The sequence below is a fragment of the Paenibacillus sediminis genome (genome assembly GCF_017873765.1).
In the GTDB taxonomy this organism is placed as follows: Bacteria; Bacillota; Bacilli; order Paenibacillales; family Paenibacillaceae; genus Paenibacillus_AG; species Paenibacillus_AG sediminis.
This window is the reverse complement of the sequence record NZ_JAGGKP010000002.1, coordinates 151775-173680: the sequence shown is the minus strand read 5'-3', so window position 1 is coordinate 173680 and position 21906 is coordinate 151775. Positions and strand designations below refer to the sequence as shown.

Annotated in this window: 20 protein-coding genes; 8 read left to right on the top strand and 12 right to left on the bottom strand. The window is 44.5% G+C overall.

Going from position 1 to position 21906, the window contains the following annotated elements; all coding sequences use genetic code 11:
• Positions 1-44: 44 nt before the first annotated feature.
• The 5 genes from J2Z20_RS07950 to J2Z20_RS07930 all read right to left on the bottom strand — a co-directional run bounded on the left by J2Z20_RS07950 (position 45) and on the right by J2Z20_RS07930 (position 6395).
• Positions 45-1247 (bottom strand): MFS transporter, encoded by a 1203-nt coding sequence (locus J2Z20_RS07950; RefSeq protein WP_245252106.1) that lies wholly within the window; start codon positions 1245-1247, stop codon positions 45-47.
• 269 nt (positions 1248-1516) lie between these two features.
• The gene (locus tag J2Z20_RS07945; protein WP_209847839.1) at positions 1517-4711 is read right to left on the bottom strand and encodes an efflux RND transporter permease subunit; all 3195 of its coding nucleotides are present in this window, start codon (positions 4709-4711) and stop codon (positions 1517-1519) included.
• A gap of 30 nt (positions 4712-4741) precedes the next feature.
• Positions 4742-5644 (bottom strand): TetR/AcrR family transcriptional regulator, encoded by a 903-nt coding sequence (locus tag J2Z20_RS07940; protein WP_209847836.1) that lies wholly within the window; start codon positions 5642-5644, stop codon positions 4742-4744.
• A 98-nt stretch (positions 5645-5742) separates the two neighbouring features.
• Positions 5743-6057, bottom strand: coding sequence for a DMT family transporter (locus J2Z20_RS07935; protein WP_209847832.1), 315 nt, complete (start codon positions 6055-6057; stop codon positions 5743-5745).
• A complete protein-coding gene (locus J2Z20_RS07930; RefSeq protein ID WP_209847829.1) occupies positions 6054-6395 on the bottom strand; it encodes a DMT family transporter in 342 nt (113 codons plus the stop codon). Before J2Z20_RS07930 ends, J2Z20_RS07935 begins: the two co-directional genes overlap by 4 nt.
• Before the next feature lie 186 nt (positions 6396-6581).
• Between J2Z20_RS07930 and cls the strand changes: the two genes are divergently transcribed.
• The 3 genes from cls to fni all read left to right on the top strand — a co-directional run bounded on the left by cls (position 6582) and on the right by fni (position 10234).
• Complete coding sequence (cls, locus tag J2Z20_RS07925) at positions 6582-8090, top strand: cardiolipin synthase (RefSeq protein ID WP_209847826.1); 1509 nt, start codon at positions 6582-6584, stop codon at positions 8088-8090.
• Between the two features lie 136 nt (positions 8091-8226).
• Complete coding sequence (locus J2Z20_RS07920; protein WP_209847824.1) at positions 8227-9060, top strand: ABC transporter ATP-binding protein; 834 nt, start codon at positions 8227-8229, stop codon at positions 9058-9060.
• A gap of 130 nt (positions 9061-9190) precedes the next feature.
• Entirely contained in the window at positions 9191-10234 is a 1044-nt protein-coding gene (gene fni / locus J2Z20_RS07915) for a type 2 isopentenyl-diphosphate Delta-isomerase (RefSeq protein ID WP_209847820.1), read from the top strand.
• Positions 10235-10256: 22 nt separating this feature from the next.
• Here fni and J2Z20_RS07910 read toward each other — a convergent pair whose 3' ends face one another.
• Positions 10257-10400, bottom strand: a complete 144-nt coding sequence (locus tag J2Z20_RS07910; RefSeq protein WP_209847817.1) for a hypothetical protein — start codon at positions 10398-10400, stop codon at positions 10257-10259.
• A gap of 241 nt (positions 10401-10641) precedes the next feature.
• Between J2Z20_RS07910 and ychF the strand changes: the two genes are divergently transcribed.
• Positions 10642-11742, top strand: coding sequence for a redox-regulated ATPase YchF (ychF, locus tag J2Z20_RS07905; protein ID WP_209847814.1), 1101 nt, complete (start codon positions 10642-10644; stop codon positions 11740-11742).
• Between the two features lie 46 nt (positions 11743-11788).
• On the opposite strand, the gene J2Z20_RS07900 is transcribed toward ychF, so the two are convergent.
• Positions 11789-12688: a LysR family transcriptional regulator gene (locus tag J2Z20_RS07900; protein ID WP_209847811.1), complete on the bottom strand. Its 900-nt coding sequence runs from the start codon at positions 12686-12688 to the stop codon at positions 11789-11791.
• Between the two features lie 136 nt (positions 12689-12824).
• On the opposite strand from J2Z20_RS07900, the gene J2Z20_RS07895 reads away from it, so the two are divergent.
• Positions 12825-14120 (top strand): APC family permease, encoded by a 1296-nt coding sequence (locus tag J2Z20_RS07895; RefSeq protein ID WP_245252104.1) that lies wholly within the window; start codon positions 12825-12827, stop codon positions 14118-14120.
• A gap of 100 nt (positions 14121-14220) precedes the next feature.
• Here the strand turns inward: J2Z20_RS07895 and J2Z20_RS07890 are convergent, their stop codons facing one another.
• Genes J2Z20_RS07890 through J2Z20_RS07875 form a run of 4 tightly spaced genes read right to left on the bottom strand, consistent with a single transcriptional unit; the run spans position 14221 to position 16820 of the window.
• Positions 14221-15315, bottom strand: a complete 1095-nt coding sequence (locus J2Z20_RS07890; RefSeq protein ID WP_209847808.1) for a DUF4097 family beta strand repeat-containing protein — start codon at positions 15313-15315, stop codon at positions 14221-14223.
• On the bottom strand, positions 15312-15842 hold the full coding sequence (locus J2Z20_RS07885; RefSeq protein WP_209847804.1) for a hypothetical protein: 531 nt from the start codon (positions 15840-15842) through the stop codon (positions 15312-15314). The genes J2Z20_RS07890 and J2Z20_RS07885 overlap by 4 nt, the downstream gene beginning before the upstream one ends.
• A 37-nt stretch (positions 15843-15879) precedes the next feature.
• Positions 15880-16299 (bottom strand): anti-sigma factor family protein, encoded by a 420-nt coding sequence (locus J2Z20_RS07880; RefSeq protein WP_209847801.1) that lies wholly within the window; start codon positions 16297-16299, stop codon positions 15880-15882.
• Positions 16296-16820, bottom strand: a complete 525-nt coding sequence (locus tag J2Z20_RS07875) for an RNA polymerase sigma factor (RefSeq protein WP_342454287.1) — start codon at positions 16818-16820, stop codon at positions 16296-16298. The genes J2Z20_RS07880 and J2Z20_RS07875 overlap by 4 nt, the downstream gene beginning before the upstream one ends.
• Positions 16821-17130: 310 nt before the next feature.
• On the opposite strand from J2Z20_RS07875, the gene prfA reads away from it, so the two are divergent.
• The 3 genes from prfA to J2Z20_RS07860 all read left to right on the top strand — a co-directional run bounded on the left by prfA (position 17131) and on the right by J2Z20_RS07860 (position 20355).
• The gene (gene prfA, locus J2Z20_RS07870) at positions 17131-18198 is read left to right on the top strand and encodes a peptide chain release factor 1 (protein WP_209847795.1); all 1068 of its coding nucleotides are present in this window, start codon (positions 17131-17133) and stop codon (positions 18196-18198) included.
• Positions 18199-18202: 4 nt separating this feature from the next.
• Positions 18203-19084: a peptide chain release factor N(5)-glutamine methyltransferase gene (gene prmC, locus J2Z20_RS07865; RefSeq protein ID WP_415640008.1), complete on the top strand. Its 882-nt coding sequence runs from the start codon at positions 18203-18205 to the stop codon at positions 19082-19084.
• Between the two features lie 92 nt (positions 19085-19176).
• The gene (locus J2Z20_RS07860) at positions 19177-20355 is read left to right on the top strand and encodes an FtsW/RodA/SpoVE family cell cycle protein (protein ID WP_209847793.1); all 1179 of its coding nucleotides are present in this window, start codon (positions 19177-19179) and stop codon (positions 20353-20355) included.
• Between the two features lie 74 nt (positions 20356-20429).
• Here the strand turns inward: J2Z20_RS07860 and J2Z20_RS07855 are convergent, their stop codons facing one another.
• Positions 20430-21896 (bottom strand): copper amine oxidase N-terminal domain-containing protein, encoded by a 1467-nt coding sequence (locus J2Z20_RS07855; protein WP_209847791.1) that lies wholly within the window; start codon positions 21894-21896, stop codon positions 20430-20432.
• Positions 21897-21906: the final 10 nt, after the last annotated feature.

Below are 21906 nucleotides of genomic sequence, written 5' to 3'. Positions count from 1 at the left end.
TTCCATCGATGTCGGAATTCAGGTCTGCCTCTTTGCCCTGCATATTACTCTTCAGAGTACAATTGGGGCTGATAGCCGTTTTTGTAGATGGAATAAGCCATGAGCGCAAAACCTAAGGCACCGAAAAGCGCCAGTGCTACGCATACCGTATACATCATACTTCCCCCGAAGTTCTGGAACAACCAGCCGCCAAGTAATCCGGCGATCATCGAAGATATACCGCTTGAAGTGAGCGTATATAGAGCGTGTCCATGCGCTCTGAGCGGTCTAGGAATGAACAGCATGGTGAGCTGAGTTCCTAAATAACAGTAACCGCCAAACGTAAAGCAGTTCATCAGCTGGGTGAGTACTACTTCTTGCGGACTTGTCGCTTCAGAGGTTATATACCATCTTATGGCGTACAGAACGCTTATGAGCGCAAGTAAACCAATCATAAGTGTTAGTTTACGTTTCATGAATCGATCGAATAATACGAATACTGCGCTTTCTAATATAACGGATAAAAAAACCGCAAGCCCCACCATCGTGTTCGTTCCGCCGAGCTCTGTAATATACAGCGTAACAAACGCCGTATTCATGGCAGTCGGAATCGATATAAGGACGGCTAAAATCATAAAAGCAAGGAAATAGGGATTAAGCACTTTCCGAAAACCGCTTGGAGTCAGAATTGGTGTATCTGATGGCTTGCGCAGCGGAGGGAGTACGAGGACCGTTCCAATCGCGATTAAGATGAGAATGGTTAATAACGTGGATACGTTCCATACTGCCGAGTTTTTTATTGTAATCCCCGCTATGAGTGCGAATATAGCTGAGCCTAATGTACCCCATGTTCGATAAGAAATAAAAGATTTTGATGGAGTGTCCATGTAATTTAAAACAAGTGTGTTCATCTGGCTCAATAAAGGTGTCTGGAAAAAATAAAATAACAACATAAAGACACAAATAAGCGTGTACGTGTTCAGTTGAAAAACAATTTGAATGAGAAAGAGCATTCCTGTCATCATAATGACGACGATGCTGCGTGTATTTTGTGAGCGATCTCCCATGTAGCTCCAGAACGGATGCGCAAACAGCGATACAATGGAGCCGATTGCGATAAGCGAACCGATCTGCAGCTTGTCCATCCCGATATTTTGTAAATACAAAGGGAAGAAGCTGATGAATACGGCCATCGATCCGTATGAGAAAAAGCTGAACAGTTTAAGAATAAGGCTAGAAGAGAGAATTCTTCCTGCGAAACGTGGCAATCAACCCATTCCTTTCATATGAAGTAAATAGATGCGGCTAAAGGCACTGTATTCGTTTCCCAATTCCAATGTATCACTTGTTGAAAGGGGATACAAACCATATTTTAGAAAAAAATAAGTCATAATAGGGATTTTTTAGGAGGATGCTATCTACGTGATGCGCTCCTGTCGTTACTTATTGTAACGAATGCTGAGCAAATAGAACAGCGACCGCCCTCCGTGAGGAAAGGCGGTCGCTAATATTTAAATAGGGAGCCATACTTAGAAGATTAATCTTGCACTTTAGACTTGCGGAATTTCATTAAAAATTCGTACACAACAGGCACAATGACGAGCGTCAAGAGAGTAGAACTGATAAGTCCGCCGATGACCGTAACACCGAGACCGCGAGAAATAATGCCGGCGCTGTTCTCGAGGCCGCTTACAAGCGGCAGCAACGCGCCGATTGTGGCAAGAGCTGTCATGAGAATTGGGCGCAGACGCGTTGTTCCAGCTTCGAGCAACGCTTCGCGCGTTGACAGACCTTCACGTTCTTTATGAATCACTCGGTCGATAAGCACAATCGCATTCGTTACAACAATACCGATGAGCATGAGTGCACCCATTAGTGACGATACGTTCAGCGTTTCTCCAGCCAACAGCAAGGCAACAAAAGCGCCAATGACGGTGAACGGCAAGGAGAATAGAATGGCAAATGGCGCAAGTCCGCCACCAAACGTCACAACGAGGACGAAGTAGACAATGGCGATTGCTGCAGCCATCGCTAGGCCAAGCTGTGTGAACGTATTATTCATTTGCTCGGTCGCACCGCCGAATTTAATTTCAACACCGTCAGGCTTCGCGATTTGATCAATCTTATTCTGAAGATCTTTCGATGCTTGACCTACGTTAGCTGACACAATTTTCGCGTTTACCGTTACAACCATTTTGCCGTCTGTACGAGTAATGGCATTCGGCGAAGTTCCTCTTTCAACCTTCGCGACATCTTTAATGGTAACTTGCGTGCCAAGCGGTGACGTTAATTTCTCATTGGCTATATCGTTAATGCTGCTGTATGCTGCTTTATCTGTCTCGATATAGACCTTATATGTCTTATTGTCTTCCTTCACTTCGGTTAATACAGGACGTTCCCTTACAGGACTGAGTTTCATAGCAATTTGTCCTGCAGTTAGGCCGTAGGAGCTAAGTTTCTCTTGATCCACAACTAAGGTGTATTGATCATAAGATTTAGACAAGCTTGTATCGGCCTTATCGAAGTTTTTCGTATCCGCTTGAACTAGTTTCAAAATTTGATCGGATACTTTCTTAATATCATCCAGCGAATTGCCGAATACACTAACGCTAAGCTGGCTTCCGCCAAGTCCGCCGGACATATCCATGATGCTGAAGTCACCTGTAGGAACAACAGATTTCAATGACTCGACTAAATTCTTTTTGACATCTTCAAAATTTTTAGTGTCTTTGTTGTATTCCACATAGAACAGGGCAGAGTTGGAGGACGAAACGGCTCCAGGCATCTGATTATTGCCGCCGATGGAATACTGCATCTTTTTAACACCATTTTGTTTCAAAATGTAAGCTTCAGCTTTCGTCATTTTTTGCTCAACATTTTCAAGTAAGTCACCAGGACGCGGGGAATACGTAATCATCACGTATTTATCCTCTTGTTCTGGAAGGAAGCTTGTGCCGATCAGCGGAGTTAGAAGTACGCTGCCTACAAGCAGCAGAATCGCCAGACCGAAGGTAATCAGTTTGTGAGATAAACTCCAATTGAGAACTTTGCGATAGCCGAGAGCTAACTTGCTTGGCTTCTCATCATGATTATGCGTCTGCTTAAGTCCTTTTCTAAAGAGCGTATGTGCAAGCATGGGCACGATCGTAATCGCTACAAGCAGGGATGCGAGCAGAGAGAATACCATAGTCAGCGCGAACGGTAAGAACAGTTCGCCAACCATACCTGTTACAAAGGCAAGCGGCAAGAATACAGCAATCGTAACGATCGTAGAAGACATAATCGGCACGAACATTTCCTTCGTCGCTTCACGAATTAAATCGCGTCCTTTTAGCTTCTCGCTCGTTAGCGACATGCGCCGGTATATATTTTCGATAACGACAATGGAGTCGTCCACAACCCGGCCAATGGCCACGGTCATTGCCCCGAGTGTCATCATGTTCAGTGTAATATCTAATCGATCCAATATAAGAACTGCAATGAGCAGTGAGAGCGGGATCGAAACAATCGAAATAATTGTCGAACGAATATTGCGTAAGAAGATGAGGATAATAAGGACCGCAAACAAGGCGCCGAACACAGCTTTACTGAGCATTGTGCTAACGGAATCTTCAATCGGTTTACCTTGGTCAAGCATAATCGTCATCTGTAAATTGGAAAATTCACCTTGGAGCTCTTTTACTTTATCTTTTACTTCGTTTACGACATCAACGGTATTGGCGTCGTTATCCTTCACGATTTGAATACTGATCGATTGTTTGCCATTTGTACGGGAGATCGATTCTGCTTGGCCGACGAGCTCGATGTTCGCGATCTCACTCAGTTTGACCGTTGGAATGCTCGTTGGTACAGATGTCATACCGCCGGCAGCCACAGGTTTTTCCATACCGCCTTGCGGCATAGAAGCTCCGTTCACACTAGCTGTAGCTGGGTTGCTTTCGGAATTTGTAGCAGCGGCCCCGCCGCCAGCGGCAGTTCCGGTGCTTGGCGTAACTGGAATAGCTAAGTTCTTGAGGTCATTAAGATTCATGATGTTGCCATCAACGACAACCGCTTTTTGCTGTCCTTCCAGCGCGTACATGCCGAGCGGCACTCGAATCGCAGACGCTTGAACGACTTGCTGTACCGTATTTTGGCTAAGCCCGAGCTGAGCCATTTTTTGTTCATTGAACTTCAGGCGTACTTCTTTGACATATTGTCCTGCGATTTGTACGGAGGCTACCCCGTCGAGTTTTTCAATAGCAGGTTTCACATCATTTTCAATGATCCGTGTCAATGCCTCTAAATTTTCTGAATCATTGCTTGATGCGCTGAGCGTAATGACCGGGAAGGAGCTGAAGCTAAATTTCGAAATGGATGGTTTCTGTACACCTTCCGGCAGATTCACCTCATTGAGCGCCTCACGTACGGAAGCTGTAGCTTGGTCAAGATCTGTGCCGTAGTTGAACTCTATGTTCACATTAGAGGCATTCTCCATCGATGTCGAGGTAATGGTTTTGACCCCGTCTATATTACGCAGCCGCTGTTCAAGCGGAATAGTCACATCTTGAACTACGCTTTCAGGAGCTGCTCCTGGGTCCACTGTCGTCACGCTCAAAAATGGGACGTTAATGTTAGGAATGGATTCTTGTTTCATCGTAAGTCCACTGTATATACCTGCAGCGGTGATGATAACCGTCAGAATCCAAATCGCGAACTTATTGTTCAGCGAAAAGTTTATTATGCTTTTCATCAGTTTGATTCTGCTCCTCTCTATGTATCTCTATTGTTTATGAATGCTTTGGTTCAGCTCATCGACCATATCGGCATGTTCTTCAATCTCTCTTAAATTGCTGAGCATACCTGACACAATGGCTCTGCGCGGTTTCAGTTCCATCAGTTCACTTTCAAGTATACGGAGCGATTCTTGCGCATCTTCACGGTCTTGGTCATTCATGGCTGACAATTTTAGCGCCTCTCTCAATTCACGAATAATGACAAAGGGATGACGATGCTCATGCCCCGTCTCTACTTCTCCATTACTCCATTCTGGAAGCGCATCAAGAGGAAGGATCGGTTCCGGACGTTTGCGGAGCAAGCTCGCTGCATACATGTCCATAATATCCCACAAATTTTCGCTCCACTTTGGAAAGTCGAGTGCGACTTTCAGTCTGCCGATCAGCAGAGGAACGTAAGAGGAGAGGACGCCCTTAATAAGCAGCAGAATGTCAGCTGAATAAGGAACGATATCGGGACCATACATGGCTTCGAGCTTCCGCCGGAGCCAGCGTAACGACTCTAAATTCAGCTGCATCATATATTGTTGTTGCCAAGGGTGCTCTTCAGGTGCTCCGATGTGCTTCTGGAACTGAACCATGAAAAATTCATGAAGCTCCATAGCATGATTAAGAAGGACTTCGACTTGTTTTACAAAAATTTCTTTTAACGAAAGATGTGAATCCTTCTCCACTTGCACCATTTCTTCGTACAAGCTCTGGAACGTGTATTGAAAAATACTTTGTTCAAGCTCTTCTTTTGATTTGAAGTACTGGTACAGCGTCCCTTTCGATATGCCGCACAGCTCCGCAATTTCCTGCATCGATGTCGCGTGAGCTCCTTTTTGTGCAAATAGATGCATCGAAGTTTTTATAATTTGCTTCTTTTTATCAGCTATTTTATCCGGCAAATGTACATCGCTGCTCCCTTCTAGAACCATAGAGTTCTAAAAATTGACTGAACGGTCAGAAAGATTATAAATCATTCCGCAAGGCATATGCAAATGCCCTATGAGATGAGCTTTAAACCAACCGCCGATCCTAAGATCATCACGATAAATAAAACCCTTCTCCATTCCTTAGGTTCATTGTATAAAAACATACCTAATAAGGCCCCGCCTACCGTTCCGATTCCTGTCCATACTGCATATGCAGTACCCATCGGTAGTCCTCTCATAGCTAGAGATAAGAACGAGAAGCTGCTTAAGCCAGAAAAGCCTAGCAAAATGTATGCCTTCCACCCTTTTCGAAGTGCAGCCCATTTCATTCCGATCACGCCGAGTACTTCAAAACAGCCCGCAATGACAAGAAATAACCAGCTCATACAGTTCCCTCCTTGCTGCGATCTTGATCGGTTACAAATTTAAGTCCAATAACGCCGGTTAGCAGTAAGGCGATTAAAATGATTTTGGTTAAATGAAACGGCTCATGAAAAAAGAGCATTTCAGCAATAACGGTACCCGCTGTACCAAGTCCGGTAAACACGGCATAGACCGTCCCTACAGGCAGGCGTTTGGAAGCTTCAATAATAAGCCAAAAGCTTAGGGCAATCGAAGCTGCAGTTATAAGCCACTCCAACCATGTGGAAGCATGTTTTAATCCCGAAACCCATATCACCTCAATGATTCCGCCTATGAATACATAACTCCAATTTCGATTCATCATGATCTCCTCCTATAATTTGCTTCTACTTAGTCAAGAAATGGATATATTAAATTCATCACTTCATCGTCCCGTAAAATAATAACTCTTGTCAAGTTCAACGGATTTTGTAAAATATTGTAGGAACATTTAAATTGTTCATGTAAAATATATCCTGCAAGCAGCATTTAGAAATGAGGTACATCGATGAGAAGAGGCTTTCAAATCGTTCTTACTCTAATTATCATCTTTCTTCTGTATTACATCGGATTCGATATTATAGGAAAAACAGCGGGAACGATTGTTAGCATTGTTGCGACCTTGATCATCATATCGATTGGGTTCGGCATTTTCATGGAGAATCGAAATCCTTCAAGCACCTTGGCTTGGTTTTTGCTGTTCGCTCTTTTGCCAGTAGGCGGGCTTATTCTATACTTTTTGTTCGGACAAGATTATATTAAACGCCGCAAGTATGATAAAAAAGCAATGCGCGACCAAGGCTCGTATGAAATGATTCAGAAGCAAGCGATGATTTATAATCATGATTTATCGAAATTTACTGCTGATCAGCAAAAGTTGCTTAAACTGTCTCAGCGGGTTGCTCGCACTCCGGTTTCGTTTACGACGAGAACTCATATTTTGACGAACGGCGAAGAGACGTTTTCTGCCCTTTTAGACGCACTTGAACAAGCGCAGCATCATATTCATATGGAATATTACATTTTTCGAGCTGATGACATTGGCACTAGAATTCAGCAAGTATTGATCGAGAAAGCGAAGGCAGGGGTCAAGGTTCGATTTATGTATGATGCGGTTGGCAGCCTTACTTTGCCGAAATCATTTGTACAACAGCTTAAGGATGCAGGCGTTGAAGTTGTCGCTTTTGGCATGGCCAAGCTTCTTGTGCTGCTCAGCCGAGTGAATTATCGGAATCACCGCAAAATTGTCGTTGTTGATGGAAAAGTAGCCTTTATGGGCGGGCTTAACGTCGGAGATGAATATTTAAGCCGCAGCAAGACATATGGATTTTGGCGTGATACACATATGAAATTGACTGGGGAAGGGGTTCGCACCCTTCAAATGATTTTTTTGAAAGACTGGTTGTACATGACTAGGGAAAAAATATTAGAGCCGATCTATTTCTCTCCGACCATTGAGAATGTTCATGATGGCGCTGTGCAGATTATTGCCAGCGGTCCAGACAATGAGAGGCCTGCGCTCAAAAATATTTTTTTCTCCATGATTACTTCAGCGAAGAAGTCCGTATGGTTCGCAACACCTTACTTTATCCCTGATGACGATATCCTTAGCGCACTGCGGGTTGCTGCTCTATCTGGCATCGACGTTCGCATCCTGTTTCCAGCGAAGCCGGATAAATGGACGCCATATCTCGCATCGCATTCTTACTTCCCATCGCTGCTGGAGGTGGGTGTGAAGATTTATGAGTATGAAAAAGGATTTCTACACTCGAAGCTTCTTATTATTGATGGAGAAGTAGCGACCGTCGGAACAGCTAACATGGACATGCGCAGCTTCCATTTAAATTTCGAGGTTAATGCGCTGCTCATTGGAACAGCAAGTGTTCAAAAAATGGTCGCCGATTTCAAGCGCGACCTGCTTAATACACGTTTGATTAATCCGAAGGAATATAGAAATAAAAAGTTAGTAAAACGGCTGTTAGAATCGGGAGCCCGCTTGTTATCACCGCTGTTATAAGCGGGCCCATGTTCACAATCTCTTCATTGACATTTCATGAAGATCACTTTATATTTGTGATAATGATTATCAATGATATTGAGTGTGTAAATATAAACGGACTGTAAATATATTAATGACTAGGAGGATACCGGGAATGACGCTGTTACAAACCAATGCATTAACGTTGGCTTATGGGGACACTCCTATTATCGAGAATTTGGATTTACAAATTCCAGAAGGTCAAGTCACGGTGCTTATTGGCAGCAACGGTTGCGGGAAATCTACGCTGCTTCGTTCCCTTGCCAGATTGATGCGTCCTAAGAGCGGCTCTGTGCTGCTTGACGGCAAGGAAATTCATCGTTCCTCTACGAAAGAAGTTGCACGGAACATGGCGATTCTGCCTCAGGGACCGAGTGCTCCAGAAGGGCTTACCGTGCTTCAACTGGTTAAGCAAGGACGTTATCCGTACCAGACTTGGCTGAAACAGTGGAGTGAAGAAGATGAGCGTCTTGTAAACGATGCGCTGCGAATGACCGGGTTAACAGATTTGGCGGATCGTCCCGTTGATTCGTTATCTGGCGGACAACGGCAGCGTGCGTGGATTGCGATGACGCTTGCACAGAATACAGATTTGATTTTGCTTGACGAACCAACGACTTATCTCGATCTAAGCCATCAAATTGAAGTCTTAGACCTTCTTTATGAACTGAATCAAGAGCAAGGAAGAACGATCGTCATGGTTCTTCACGATTTGAACTTGGCTTGCCGTTATGCGCATCATATTATCGCGGTGAAAGATAAGGGCGTTCATTCCCAAGGTGCTCCTGAAGATGTACTGACTCCTCAGATGGTCAAAGAAGTATTTTGTATGGACTGCATCATTGCTCAAGATCCGATCTTCGGAACGCCAATGTGTGTACCGCATGGTAAAGGCCGGCTCTGCAATGATCGTTGTCTGCTCAAAGCAGAATGTGTGAGCGTGAAATAATAAAGTAAAATAATAAAGTAGAAACGTGAAATAATAAAATAATTCATAAATAAAAAGACCTGACGGCTTTTGCTGCCAGATCTTTTTTTGTAATTAAATCATTTGATGTAGCAGAGAAGGAGACGCAATCATGGACAAGCCAATAGATGAACCATCTACAGTCGATCGGAAGAGCGAGCATGTTCGGCTTGCATTAGAGGAGCAGGTGGCTGGAGAAGGCATTACAACGGGTTTTGAGATGTACAGATTTCGGCACAGTGCGCTGCCAGAGCTTGATTTCAATGAAATACGATTAGATACGACATTTCTCGGAAGAACTGTCCGCACACCGCTGTTGATCAGCTCGATGACTGGCGGCAGCAGAGAGACGGGTCGTATTAATGAACGGCTTGCTATAGCTGCTGAGCACTGCGGATGGGCAATGGGTGTCGGTTCAATAAGAGCGGCTGTAGAGCGTAAGGAACTGGCTTATACATTTGATGTGCGGAAATTTGCGCCAACGATCCCTGTTATTGCTAACTTAGGACTCGTACAATTTAATTACGGATTTGGTATCGAAGATGCGAGGGCGGCGATAGAAATTGCTGGGGCGGATGCGCTCGTCCTTCATTTGAACGGAATCCAAGAAATATTTCAGCCAGAAGGGAATACAGATTTTAGCGGATTGTTATCCAGACTGGAACAACTGTGCAGCCAATTGACAGTTCCAGTTGGAGTTAAGGAAGTAGGCTGGGGCATCGATGGTGAGACAGCCCAGAAGCTGCTGTCAGCAGGGGCTTCGTTCATTGATGTAGCCGGCGCAGGAGGCACTTCTTGGAGCCAAGTCGAGAAGTTTCGTAATAACGATGAAATTCGCCGTCAAGCTGCAGAGGCTTTCGCTGATTGGGGCATTCCTACCGCTGAATGCATCAAAGAAGTACGAGCGGTGGTTCCGCACAGTACAGTCATAGGCAGCGGCGGACTTCGCACAGGTGTTGATGCAGCGAAAGCACTCGTGCTTGGTGCAAATCTAGCAGGGTACGGACGAGCGGTCCTCGGCGCAGCGGTCGACTCTGTAGAGAAGCTTGAAGCTGTGCTTGAGCGAGTGAAGCTGGAGCTGCGCATCGCCATGTTTGGGATTGGTGCTGCTGATATAGATGCGCTGCGGACGACAAATCGTCTTCTGCGACTTTAAAACGAAAGCAGATTACCCTCCATTAATCTGTCTTTTTCTTATTTTGCGAGAATGGGTGAACGGATTTGGCATCGTCTAGAGTATCATTTACGAACGCCATATCTTGATTTTTAGCTTTCATATGGTTCGTACCTTTGTAATTGCCTTTGTGTGTTTTATTTTCCATAGATTAACGGGCACCTCCTTAATGGATTATCGGTTCCATTGTTCGTCAGGATGGACGGATTTATGCAGGAATAACTGTTCTTTTGAGCCAATTTTTGTGTGCATACTAGGTTTTTATTTACTTTCTAGTTATAATGGTAGAGGTGTTTTGGCCCTATTGCGACAGCAAGGGATTTATTGGTATATTTTGCAGGGCATGATTATTGAATTAGGTTAATACACAGTAAGGAGTTGTTATAGATATGGGTTTGAAAGCGGGAATTGTAGGTTTGCCAAATGTTGGTAAATCTACATTGTTTAATGCAATAACACAAGCGGGGGCGGAATCTGCCAACTATCCGTTTTGTACGATTGATCCAAACGTTGGTGTGGTAGAAGTACCCGATGAACGTCTGGACAAGCTGACTGAATTGGTTGTACCTAACCGTACTGTACCGACTGCATTTGAATTTGTGGATATCGCTGGTTTGGTGCGCGGTGCGAGCAAAGGGGAGGGCCTCGGCAATAAATTTTTGGCTCACATCCGTGAAGTCGATGCGATTGTACATGTTGTTCGTTGCTTTGAGGACGAGAACATTACGCACGTAGATGGTAAAGTAAGCCCAATTGATGATATTCAAACGATCAATTTGGAACTTATTCTTGCTGACCTTGAAAGCGTGGAGAAACGAATTGAACGTTCCCGTAAAAATATGAAGAGCGGTGACAAGAAATACGCTCAAGAAGTAGAAGTGCTTGAACGTGTGAAAGAAGCGCTCTACAATGATCAACCGGCACGCAGTGTTGAGCTGAGCGAAGAAGATAAGGTCATTATTCGCGATCTTCATCTTCTCACGCTGAAGCCAGTACTGTATGCGGCTAATGTGAGTGAAGATGGTGTAGCAGATGCGGAGAATAATCCGTACGTGAAACAAGTGATCGAGTTCGCTAAAGCAGAGAACGCTGAAGTGGTGCCGATCAGCGCTAAAGTGGAAGCGGAAATTGCCGAGCTTGAAGGCGAAGATAAAGCGATGTTCCTTGAAGAGCTAGGCCTTGAAAGCTCCGGTCTGGATCGTCTAATTAAAGCGGCATATCGTTTGCTTGGTTTGTACACGTACTTCACAGCGGGTGTACAAGAGGTTCGTGCATGGACGATTCGTAAAGGAACGAAAGCACCTCAAGCCGCAGGTGTTATTCACTCTGATTTTGAGCGCGGCTTTATTCGTGCGGAAGTCGTTTCTTACGATGATCTCATTGCAGCAGGCTCGATGAACGCAGCCAAAGAACGCGGTCAACTTCGTCTGGAAGGTAAAGATTATGTCGTACAAGACGGCGACATTATGCACTTTCGATTTAACGTATAACATTAGAAATAATGAAGACTGTCGGTATATACCGGCAGTCTTTTTTTTAGTTTCTCCACAGAGCAGCGTGTTCCCGTGTAATCTCAATGAACTCTTTGAGCGCGGGCGACATCCACTTCTTCGGATGGTAGACCATTTGGGTAGCGACACTGCATGAAGGATCGCTCCATGGCAGGGCGACGAGCTTTCTGGACTCAATTTCGTTCTGCACCGCAATTTGCGGCAAGAAGGAGACGCCTAATCCTGACATGACACAATTTTTAATCGCTTCGATGCTCCAAAATTCAAGGTCGGTATTTGTAAATATGCCGCGGCTGTTTAAATGCTTTTCAAACAACGAACGGTAACTGCATCCCGGCTCGGTATGGAGGAAAGTAACATCCCTTAAATCCTCTGTTTGTAATTGATCGAATGCGGCTAGCGGGTGAGTCGGCGGAGCGACAAGCGCCATTTCTTCGATGACTAGTGTCTCGATGTGCAAATCGGGATCACTAAGTTCTGTTTCGAGTGTAAAGGCGAGGTCCAACTCACCGCTTCGAGTAAGGTTGCGCAGCTCCCAGCAAGCACCTGGACGTAATGCTAATTTCACTTGCGGATACTTCTCTGTATATTGTTTGATGATTGCCGGCAATCGGAAAGCGGCAAGTGATTCCGGTGCCCCAATCGTTAATGTGCCTGTCGGCGTTTCGTTTGCTGAGGTGATGTCGTTTAGAGCTGCATCATGCATCTCAAGAAGTTTCACAGCGTAAGGGAGCAGCTTCTCTCCTGACGCAGTGAGTATAATCTTCTTGCCGAGCCGGTCAAACAGCTTCGTTTGAAGCTCCTCTTCAAGCGCTTGTATTTGTGCAGTTACGCTGGACTGAGCATAGGACAGCGTTTCAGCGGCTTTGGTGAAACCTTTGGTTTCCGCAACCACTTTAAAGGTGTGTAAATGTTTTAGGTCCATTTTGCTACACCGTCTTTCTCCATCATAATTTCCGATTGATGAAATCGAAATGATTCGTTTTACTGATATAATGATTATCTGCTAAGATGTGGGAGTATGCAATAGAAATACAAAATTGTAAAGGTTGGATTTATAAATGAGTCATGTACAGGCACATAGACAGGCGCATAAAATGCAAAAGACAAGATTAAACCGTACGATTGGTCTTCCCCAAGCTGTAGCTCTATATATCGGCGCTGTGTTAGGTTCGGGTGTTCTGATCGTTCCGGGATTAGCTGCTGAAATTGCCGGTCCGGCTTCACTATTGGCGTGGGGATTAATGTCTATCCTGGTACTGCCGATGGCTCTCGTGATGGGTCTATTATCCGCTAAATATCCGGATGCGGGCGGAGTATCTTCTTTCGTTAAGCGAGCGTTTGGTGAGAAGTCTGGCACACTAGTAGGCTGGTTTTTCTTAATGTCCGTTCCTATTGGAGGACCTGTAGCGGCACTTACTGGTGCAGGGTATATGACATCCGTTTTCGGATGGGGAGACAACGTCCGCGTATTGCTCGCGGCAATCATGCTTCTATTAGCGCTTATGATTAATTTTGTAGGAATGAAGCTGGCGGGTATTGTGCAAATTGCTGTTGTTGGAGCAATTATCGCTGTATTGATCCTTGCGATCATAGGTGCGGTACCTCATGTTGAGGCAGTCCATTTCACGCCGTTTATGCCTCATGGATGGACGAGTGTAGGACAGGCGGCGGCCATTTTGTTCTGGTGCTTTATTGGCTGGGAGGCTGTGTCCCACCTATCCGAGGAATTCGTAGACCCTCAGCGTGAAGCGATTAAAGGGGTGTCGGTTGCAGCGGTTATCGTAGGGGTTCTTTATTTCTTAACTGCTTTGGCCGCGGTAGGCACTCACAGTTACGGTAATTCTGGTTCAGATGCATCATTGGTTATTGTCATCGAGAAGCTGCTTGGTCCCAGCGGTGCGATTTTAGCTGGTGTGACCGCCATGTTTATATGTACCGCTACCGTTATTGCCTACGCAGGTGCGGCTTCCAGATTAGCTTATGCGCTGGCGCGTCAAGGCGATGCACCTAAATGGTTCGGGGCTGTATCTCACAAGTATGGAACGCCAGTAGGCGGACTATTATTTTTAACGATTTGTTTTATTTCTGTGCTTGTTTTGTATAAGACAGGACTAGTATCTTTAACGACACTCATTCAACTGCCCAATGCTACCTTTATATTAACGTATCTAGGCGGTTGTGCCGCAGCCATTCGTTTGCTGAAAGATGGGAAATGGGGGGTTCGCATCAGTTGGTTATCATTCATTTTAACCGCGATTATTTTCCCGTTTGTCGGATGGGCCGTACTATACCCGCTTGTCATTACAGCAGTCTATTTCGCGCTGCGGGGACGAAGCGGAGTTAAGGAGCTTTAGCTTTATTTTGCATTCATGACAAACCACCGGATTGGCTTTTGAGCTAATCCCGGTGGTTTTTCTTGTCTCGTGCTTATAGGCTACTAAAATACTCAACCCCTTATGGAGCAAAATTAACATTAATGCTTCCGTTAGAAGTGTTCAGTGTGACTTTATTCGCTCCATTGCCTAGGACGGCTGTGCCATGGTCATTGTCATCATTCTTGTTCCACTGTACGTCACCCTTGATAGATCCATTGGACGTATCAGCCGTGAATGTTCCATTTGTATCAGCCGGAATTGTTAGGTTGATGCTGCCATTGGACGTACGGCAACTCCAAGAACTAAGCACAGGGGAATCGCCTCTAATTGCTCCGTTTGAGCTGCGTGCTGTTACGGTTCCAGTGATGTCATCCAGCGTAACGGAGCCGTTGCTCGTATTTACATCTGCACTTCCTTCGATCTGCCCTACAGTTATCGATCCATTGCTTGATTTGGCAGTCACATTGCCTTTAATGTGATCTGCTTTAACCGAGCCGTTCGAAGTTGTCATTGTAATATCTGCATTTAGCAGACTAGCTGTTACAGAGCCATTGCTTGTATTTACATCGGTCATAAGCCGGTTCGGAAGCTGAATGTTTAAGTACGGCTGTTTCGATTGATCCAAGAAGCTGAGTGAAAAGATATTTATCAATTCCGACTGATCATAAATGATTTGAAGTGTATCTCCTGACTTCTGTACCTTCCATTTGGACTGAACGAATTGATCCGCTTCTGATTGTGATTTGGCCGCTGACTTCATCTTCCCGTCATAGTTTAATGTAGAGGAGTCGGTGCCGGTTACCGTTATCTTCCCTTCAGGTATCTGTACTTCAACATGCTTAATGCTGTTATCAATATCCACCGTACCGTTTACCGCGCTCATATATTTTGGGGAGAAAAGAGATCCAGAGAGTCCGGGTACTGCCGATTGAGCAATGCTAAACAGCAATAGAACGATAAGCAGAACCGCCCCCCAACCGCTAAATCTAACTTTTTGCTCAGAACTTCTAAACTGCGCAGCAACGACCTCGATTCCAAATAAAATTAATAAAAGCGGCCATAAGTACTTGAGTGCGTCGATAGAGACGATACTGCTAATGTGCAAAATGATGATGACGCCAACGGCGATGAGGCCGATTGCTGTCGTCCATATGCCTATTTTTCGGGGTTTCATAGCATTTCTTCGTCCTTTCTTGTTCTATAGTTCTTTTTGATGAGTACTAATCCGTAGCCAATCAAACCGATCGAGAGCAAAATGCTGAAAATATGATTATCGGTTAACCATTGCCAAACGGAAGGGAAGACCGTGACGAATAGGAACAGAGCCCCCGTCACAACACAGCCTGCGCCGAGCCAAATCGGGTGAATAGCATCTTCCTTCGCATATAGGTTCATTGCGCCCGGGTTGTTATAACTCCAAGGACTATCAAGGTAGGAATCCTGTCCAAGCGCTATCCGTTCATAGTCAGCGATAATAAGCTTTAGACGCGTTGCCTTTTGCAGAACATCGAAGAGTTGATAAAACCAGATGATCGCAAGAGCAAACGGAAATACTAATGGCATGGATGGGATCAGGACAATGCAAGCAAAGAAGCCAATCATATACTGCAGTCCAAGCTTATTAAAACCGAGATACAGATGACCGACTCCCGGCAGAAAAAAAGCGAGCCAAAACGCTAACCATCTCTTTTTTTGAATCATTGAAGAGCCTCCTAATCATAATATGAAGCAGTATGAATCATTTTGCAGTAGATTGAAATAAAAGCTCTAATGTGCTTGCAAAATGATTGTTTACACTAGAAATTTCATAACCTAGTTTTTCAAATACGCCAAATTGAAACATGATGATCGTCAAGCATGCGACTAAACCGTAATGATAAAGCTGGGAGTTTACGAGTCTGCGTTTCTTCGTCTCAGTAATCGAAGGAGCATCTGGATAGGCAACAGCTAATTTTGTCATCACTTCCGCCACAAGATCATAAGAGCTTGAAGAATGCTCGGCTTCATTCCAAATGTGCAGCATCTCCGTCACCTCTTCATACCAAGCGTGACACTTGGCACAGGTATGGATATGCTGCTGCACCAAGCGGGCTGCTTCTGGAGCAAGTTCATGAGTGACATACGCTGACATTTGGTTTTGAACATCATTACATCTCACCTTAAATCAGCCCCTCTCTTACGCATCATTTGTTTGGCGCGGTACAGCTGCGACTCAACCGTTCTGACTGTAGCTCCCGTCTCGTTCGCAATTTCTTGATATGAATATTGATGGAAATAGTGCAGTTTGACTACTGATTTATACGGCTCTGCCAGCTCATCCAGCATCTTATGTAGCATTAGGCTGGTGTCCTTGCTGAGCACAATATCTTCGGGTGTTTGCAATGACACGATGTGCGATTCACTCACAGCTTCGGAACTTCGGTGACGCCATTCCCGATCGTTCACGCGTTTAAAGTCTAGACATCTGCGCACCGAAATTTGATAAAGCCAAGTTGAGAAAGAGGACTGTTCACGAAACGTCGGCAGTGCCCGGTACGCCTTCATAAACACTTCTTGGGCCAGATCCTTCGCGGACTCTTCATCCCTTGTCATTTTGAGGCATACGCGGTACACCATGTTGTGATATCGAGCTACTAATTTCGAATACTCATCCCGGTGTCCCGAAAGCACGGCCTGTATCCACTTCTGTTCTTCCAGTGTCCTCTCCCTCCTCCTGCTTCATTTCGTTAGACGACGCTCAGCTCACAAACCCTGCAATATTTTCCAAAATATATATTTACTATACTGAATGGTCGTCCTGAATATAGTCAAGTAAATTGTTCTGTGATATAATAAAGAGTCGTTTACCTAGCAATCATCATTAGATTTACTAGGGAATACGACTTTTCACTGAAATTAATTTTGTTAATAAATTTCTTTAACAAGTCTTTCTATAAATGAATAGACCGTTATGAATGGATAAAATATATATTAGAAGAGGTGAATTTCTTTGTTAGACCGATTGCAATCCCTTGCGGATCGTTACGAAAAGTTAAGCGAGTTGCTGTGCGATCCCGATGTTGCAAGCGATGCGAAGAAACTGAGGGATTATTCTAAAGAACAATCTGATTTACAGCCTATCTATGAGGCTTATTCCGAATATAAAACAGTTATTGAAGAGCTCGAAGCAGCTAAAGCGATGCAAGCAGAGAAGCTCGATGATGAAATGCGCGAAATGGTTAAAATGGAAATTGACGAGTTGACGAAGCGTCAGCAGGAGCTGGAAGAGAAAATCAAGATTCTGCTGCTGCCTAAAGATCCAAACGATGATAAGAATGTTATCGTAGAAATTCGCGGAGCGGCTGGCGGCGATGAAGCAGCGCTGTTTGCAGCTGATTTATACCGTATGTATACTCGTTATGCAGATAGCCAAGGCTGGCGTGTAGAGTTGCTAGATGCGAACGTCAATGATTTGGGCGGCTTCAAAGAGGTTATCTTCATGATTAACGGACGCGGTGCCTACAGCAAAATGAAATTCGAGAGCGGAGCGCATCGTGTGCAGCGTATTCCAAGTACGGAATCAGGCGGCCGTATCCATACATCGACTTCAACGGTTGCTGTCATGCCGGAAGCTGAAGAAGTGGATATTGAAATTTTGGATAAAGATATCCGCGTAGATACGTTCTGCTCCAGCGGTGCGGGCGGACAATCTGTTAACACGACGAAATCAGCGGTGCGTGTTACCCACATTCCAACAGGGATTGTGGCGACTTGCCAAGATGGTAAATCGCAGAACTCCAATAAGGAAAAAGCGCTTCAAGTACTTCGTGCCCGCATTTACGATATGATGCGCCAAGAAGAAGAAGCGAAATATGCCGGTGAACGGAAGAGTAAAGTCGGTACAGGCGACCGCAGTGAACGGATTCGGACTTATAATTTCCCGCAAAGCCGAGTTACTGACCATCGCATCGGGCTGACGCTGCACAAGCTCGATCAAGTAATGAATGGTGAAATTGAAGAGATCATATCAGCTCTGACCATTGCGGAGCAGGCTGAATTGATGGAAAAAGGTGAATAACGCTTTGAATAAACCGGAATTTGTTATGACACCACAGACAAGTATAAGAGAAGCCTTTGTAGAGGCTTCTTCTTTTTTAGAAGCGAAGGGCATTATGGAGCCGCAGCGTAATGCAGAGGTGCTCTTAAGGCATGTGCTTGGGATGGAAGGTGCTGCATACTATATGTCGCTTCTCGAGCCTTTTCCAATGGAGAAGCGAACGCTATGGGAAGAAGTTGTTAATCGTAAAGCGGCAGGCGAACCCGCTCAATATATTATTGGAGAGCAGGAGTTCTATGGCTTGTCCTTTGCCGTGAATAGCGCGGTGCTCATTCCAAGGCCGGAGACTGAACTGCTTGTCGAAGCGGTTATGGAACATGGTAAGCGGCTATGGCCGGAGGGCAGCCCGCGTGTAGCGGATATCGGAACGGGCAGCGGTGCCATCGCAGTGACGCTCGCTCATTTATGTCCAAGCTGGCATGTTGCTGCCAGTGACATTTCGCAAGATGCGCTGGAGGTAGCCAAGGTGAATGCAAAACGGAATGGTGTTAACATAGCCTTTAAACTGGGAAATTTGTTAGAGCCATTTGCTGGAGAGAACATTGATATACTCATATCTAACCCTCCCTATATCCCTGATGAGGAGATAGAAGGGCTTCAGCCCGAAGTGCGTATTTATGAACCACGCACAGCACTCGCCGGCGGTTCGGATGGATTAAATCCTTACCGGACAATGATGGAGCAGCTTCGGTTACTCGCAGCTCCTCCAAAGATCATCGGTTTCGAGCTTGGAATGGGACAATCCCATCAAGTAGCTGAATTGGTAAGATCTACAGGATACTATTCCGAAATTCAAATCATTCCTGATCTTGCGGGTATTGAACGACATGTCATTGGAATTATCTGAAAACCAACAATTGTCATTTTAGCCCTGTTTCCATTACAATATAGGAATCACAATAATTCATAGCGGCTATACTGACAGCAGGGGGACAGGGTATGCTCTCAAAAATGAGGAAAACGGATTTTGTCATTGTTGTTATTTTGCTGATGTTCATGTTGATTAGCTATTTTGAAATCCACAGCGCAACAACAGGAAAGAAATATGATGGATATGACATCCGGATGATGGAATACTATGCAGTCGGTTTTGTTGCTTTTATCGGGATGACATTGATTGATTACCGAATTTTTGTCAAATACGCTACTTATATTTATTTATTTGGCATCGCACTGCTCATTCTCGTTTTATTTGTCGGAAGTACGATTAACAATGCTGAAGGTTGGCTTAAGCTTCCTGGAGGTTTAAGTTTACAACCTGCCGAGCTGTTTAAGCTTATGCTCATCCTCTCCATAACGTTTGTGCTTGTGAAGAAGGATAAGGTAAGGCTTAGCTTTTGGAGTGACGTCGTCCCGCTTGGTCTGATGACATTCGTTCCATTTGCCATCGTAATGGTTCAGAACGATTTAGGGAACGCGATGAGCTATATCGTTATTTTGATTGGATTATTGTGGATTGGCAATATTAAATTCACCCACGCTCTTATTGGCTTTGCAATCGTGAGCTTACTCGTTTCAGGTGGAATATTTGGATATATTAAATACCATTCTCAAATCTCAACATACCTTACGGATATCGGCCGTGCACACTGGATGGAGCGGATCGATCCGTGGCTAGTGCCTGAGGAAGCAACGGAAAAAGCAATTTATCATACGAAAAATGCTAAACTCGCCATTGCTTCTGGCGGAATGACCGGCGAAGGATATATGAAGGGTACTTCTGTACAATCGGAACGGGTTCCTGTCGTATATTCCGACTCCATTTTCGTCGTTGTTGCAGAAGAATTCGGTTTTATCGGCTCTTCAATATTGCTTCTTCTATATTTCATTCTGATCCATCGCATGATTCTCATTTCGCTGGAGGGTCATGACCGAGCAGGTCCTTATATTGTCGTTGGCGTTATTTCGATGCTTCTGTATCAAATTTTTGAGAATATCGGAATGTTCATTGGCATTATGCCGCTAACAGGAATTACATTGCCGTTCATTAGTTACGGGGGAACCTCGCTCATCATTAATATGGCAAGCATCGGGCTCATTAACAGCATCCGGATACATCAGGATGAGACGAATGATGATTTATTCCTTTTATCGTCTAGTTATTTGCTAGGGAAATAAAAAGAAATATAAAATACATAAAGCCGCCGCATTCATCATTTGATGCAATGCGGCGGCTTTATTATTAAGCGATGTTACCTCGAAGTTGTTAGATTTAGTATTTTATGAAACGGGCTGCTCTCTAAAGTGGAGAGACCGCCTGCAGCTTTAGTGATTGAGACTAGCGGCACAAGTGTCTTGCCATTCTTTAGCTCAGGAGCATAATGCAAACTCAAGCTTGCTCCATTAACATTGATCTCCCTCGATTGAATTGTAAGTTTAATGTCGCTGTCCCCATTACTAAGCTCTGCTGTCTTCGCAGCAGCATCCCAGTTAAGCGCCATTCCAAGGAATTGTGCTACTTCTTTTGCAGGGACAAGCGCCTCTTCCTCTCCTTTGAAATCGATTGTTGTGAAATGGGCGGGCTTCCCATCAACTGCCACATCAAATGAAAATGCTTCATTACGATCGCTTATAATAACAGTGTCTACTTCATGCTTTAATTGGTCATTGAAGGCATGGACATTTTGTGCTGTAACGAGATAACGGGGATCGTGAGCGGCCATCGCTTGGATGATGCGATCATTGATATCTTGGGAATGATGCGATAAATCTTTGTATAAGTCCAAATTAAATGTAATCTGTTCGTCACTTTGGAAATCATACAGCTTGACATTAGGATACCGGCTTAACTGCTGAAACACATATTCCTTGAAAGCGAACTGGTTCTCATAACGCTGTTTATTGGTCTCACTCCACACTTCGTGCCTAAGTACGGAATAGGGCGGATAGAAGAACATAAACTCCGTTTCAGGATGTTGTTTCACATAGGTTAATACATTGCGGTTAAAATTTGCCTCGATCGCTTGAAGCGGCTCTTCATTGAGACCGAAATATTGTTCCTTATACTTGGCTTTGCGCCAATCATTTAGAATCAGCTCGGCCCCATACTTCGAACGAATATGCCAATTATTTAAATAATCCAAGTCACTTTGTTGATTTGCGCTGCCTCCTGTTGCCAAATGATATATGCTTTTACCGATTTGCGTGAAATTAGTAATATTAAATAAATATTTAATGTCATTAAACAAAGAGTCATCGTACATATACATAGGCATATCGGATAACGTCTCTCCGTCTGCGCCTTTAAACGCAAAATAGTCCAGTCCCCAAATGACTTTGTGTACCTGGCCTGTATCAAATGCCAGCTTGGCGATAAGTGACTGTTCACCTGAAGTCGAGCCTTTCATGGACAGCTTCATCGTCTTCGTCTCTCCGCCGAGCTGCTGATCTACATAGGAAGGGACGAAATTCTCGGTCATGGAAGTTCCAATAATGATTGTATTGTAGGTATAGTTTTTGGCTAAACCGGGATTCTGATAACGCTCTTCTGTTGAAAATACAGGTTTATAAAAAGATGCCTTACGATAATATTGAAGTGGATCAAACATATAAGTTAACAGACAGATTGCAATAAACAACCCTGCAGAGCAAGTGAGAAACAGGAGAGCGGTTCGTTTGTTTTGTCTTTTTCTAATACGGCCAGTCATGTTCGGAATCAATCGTTGTTCA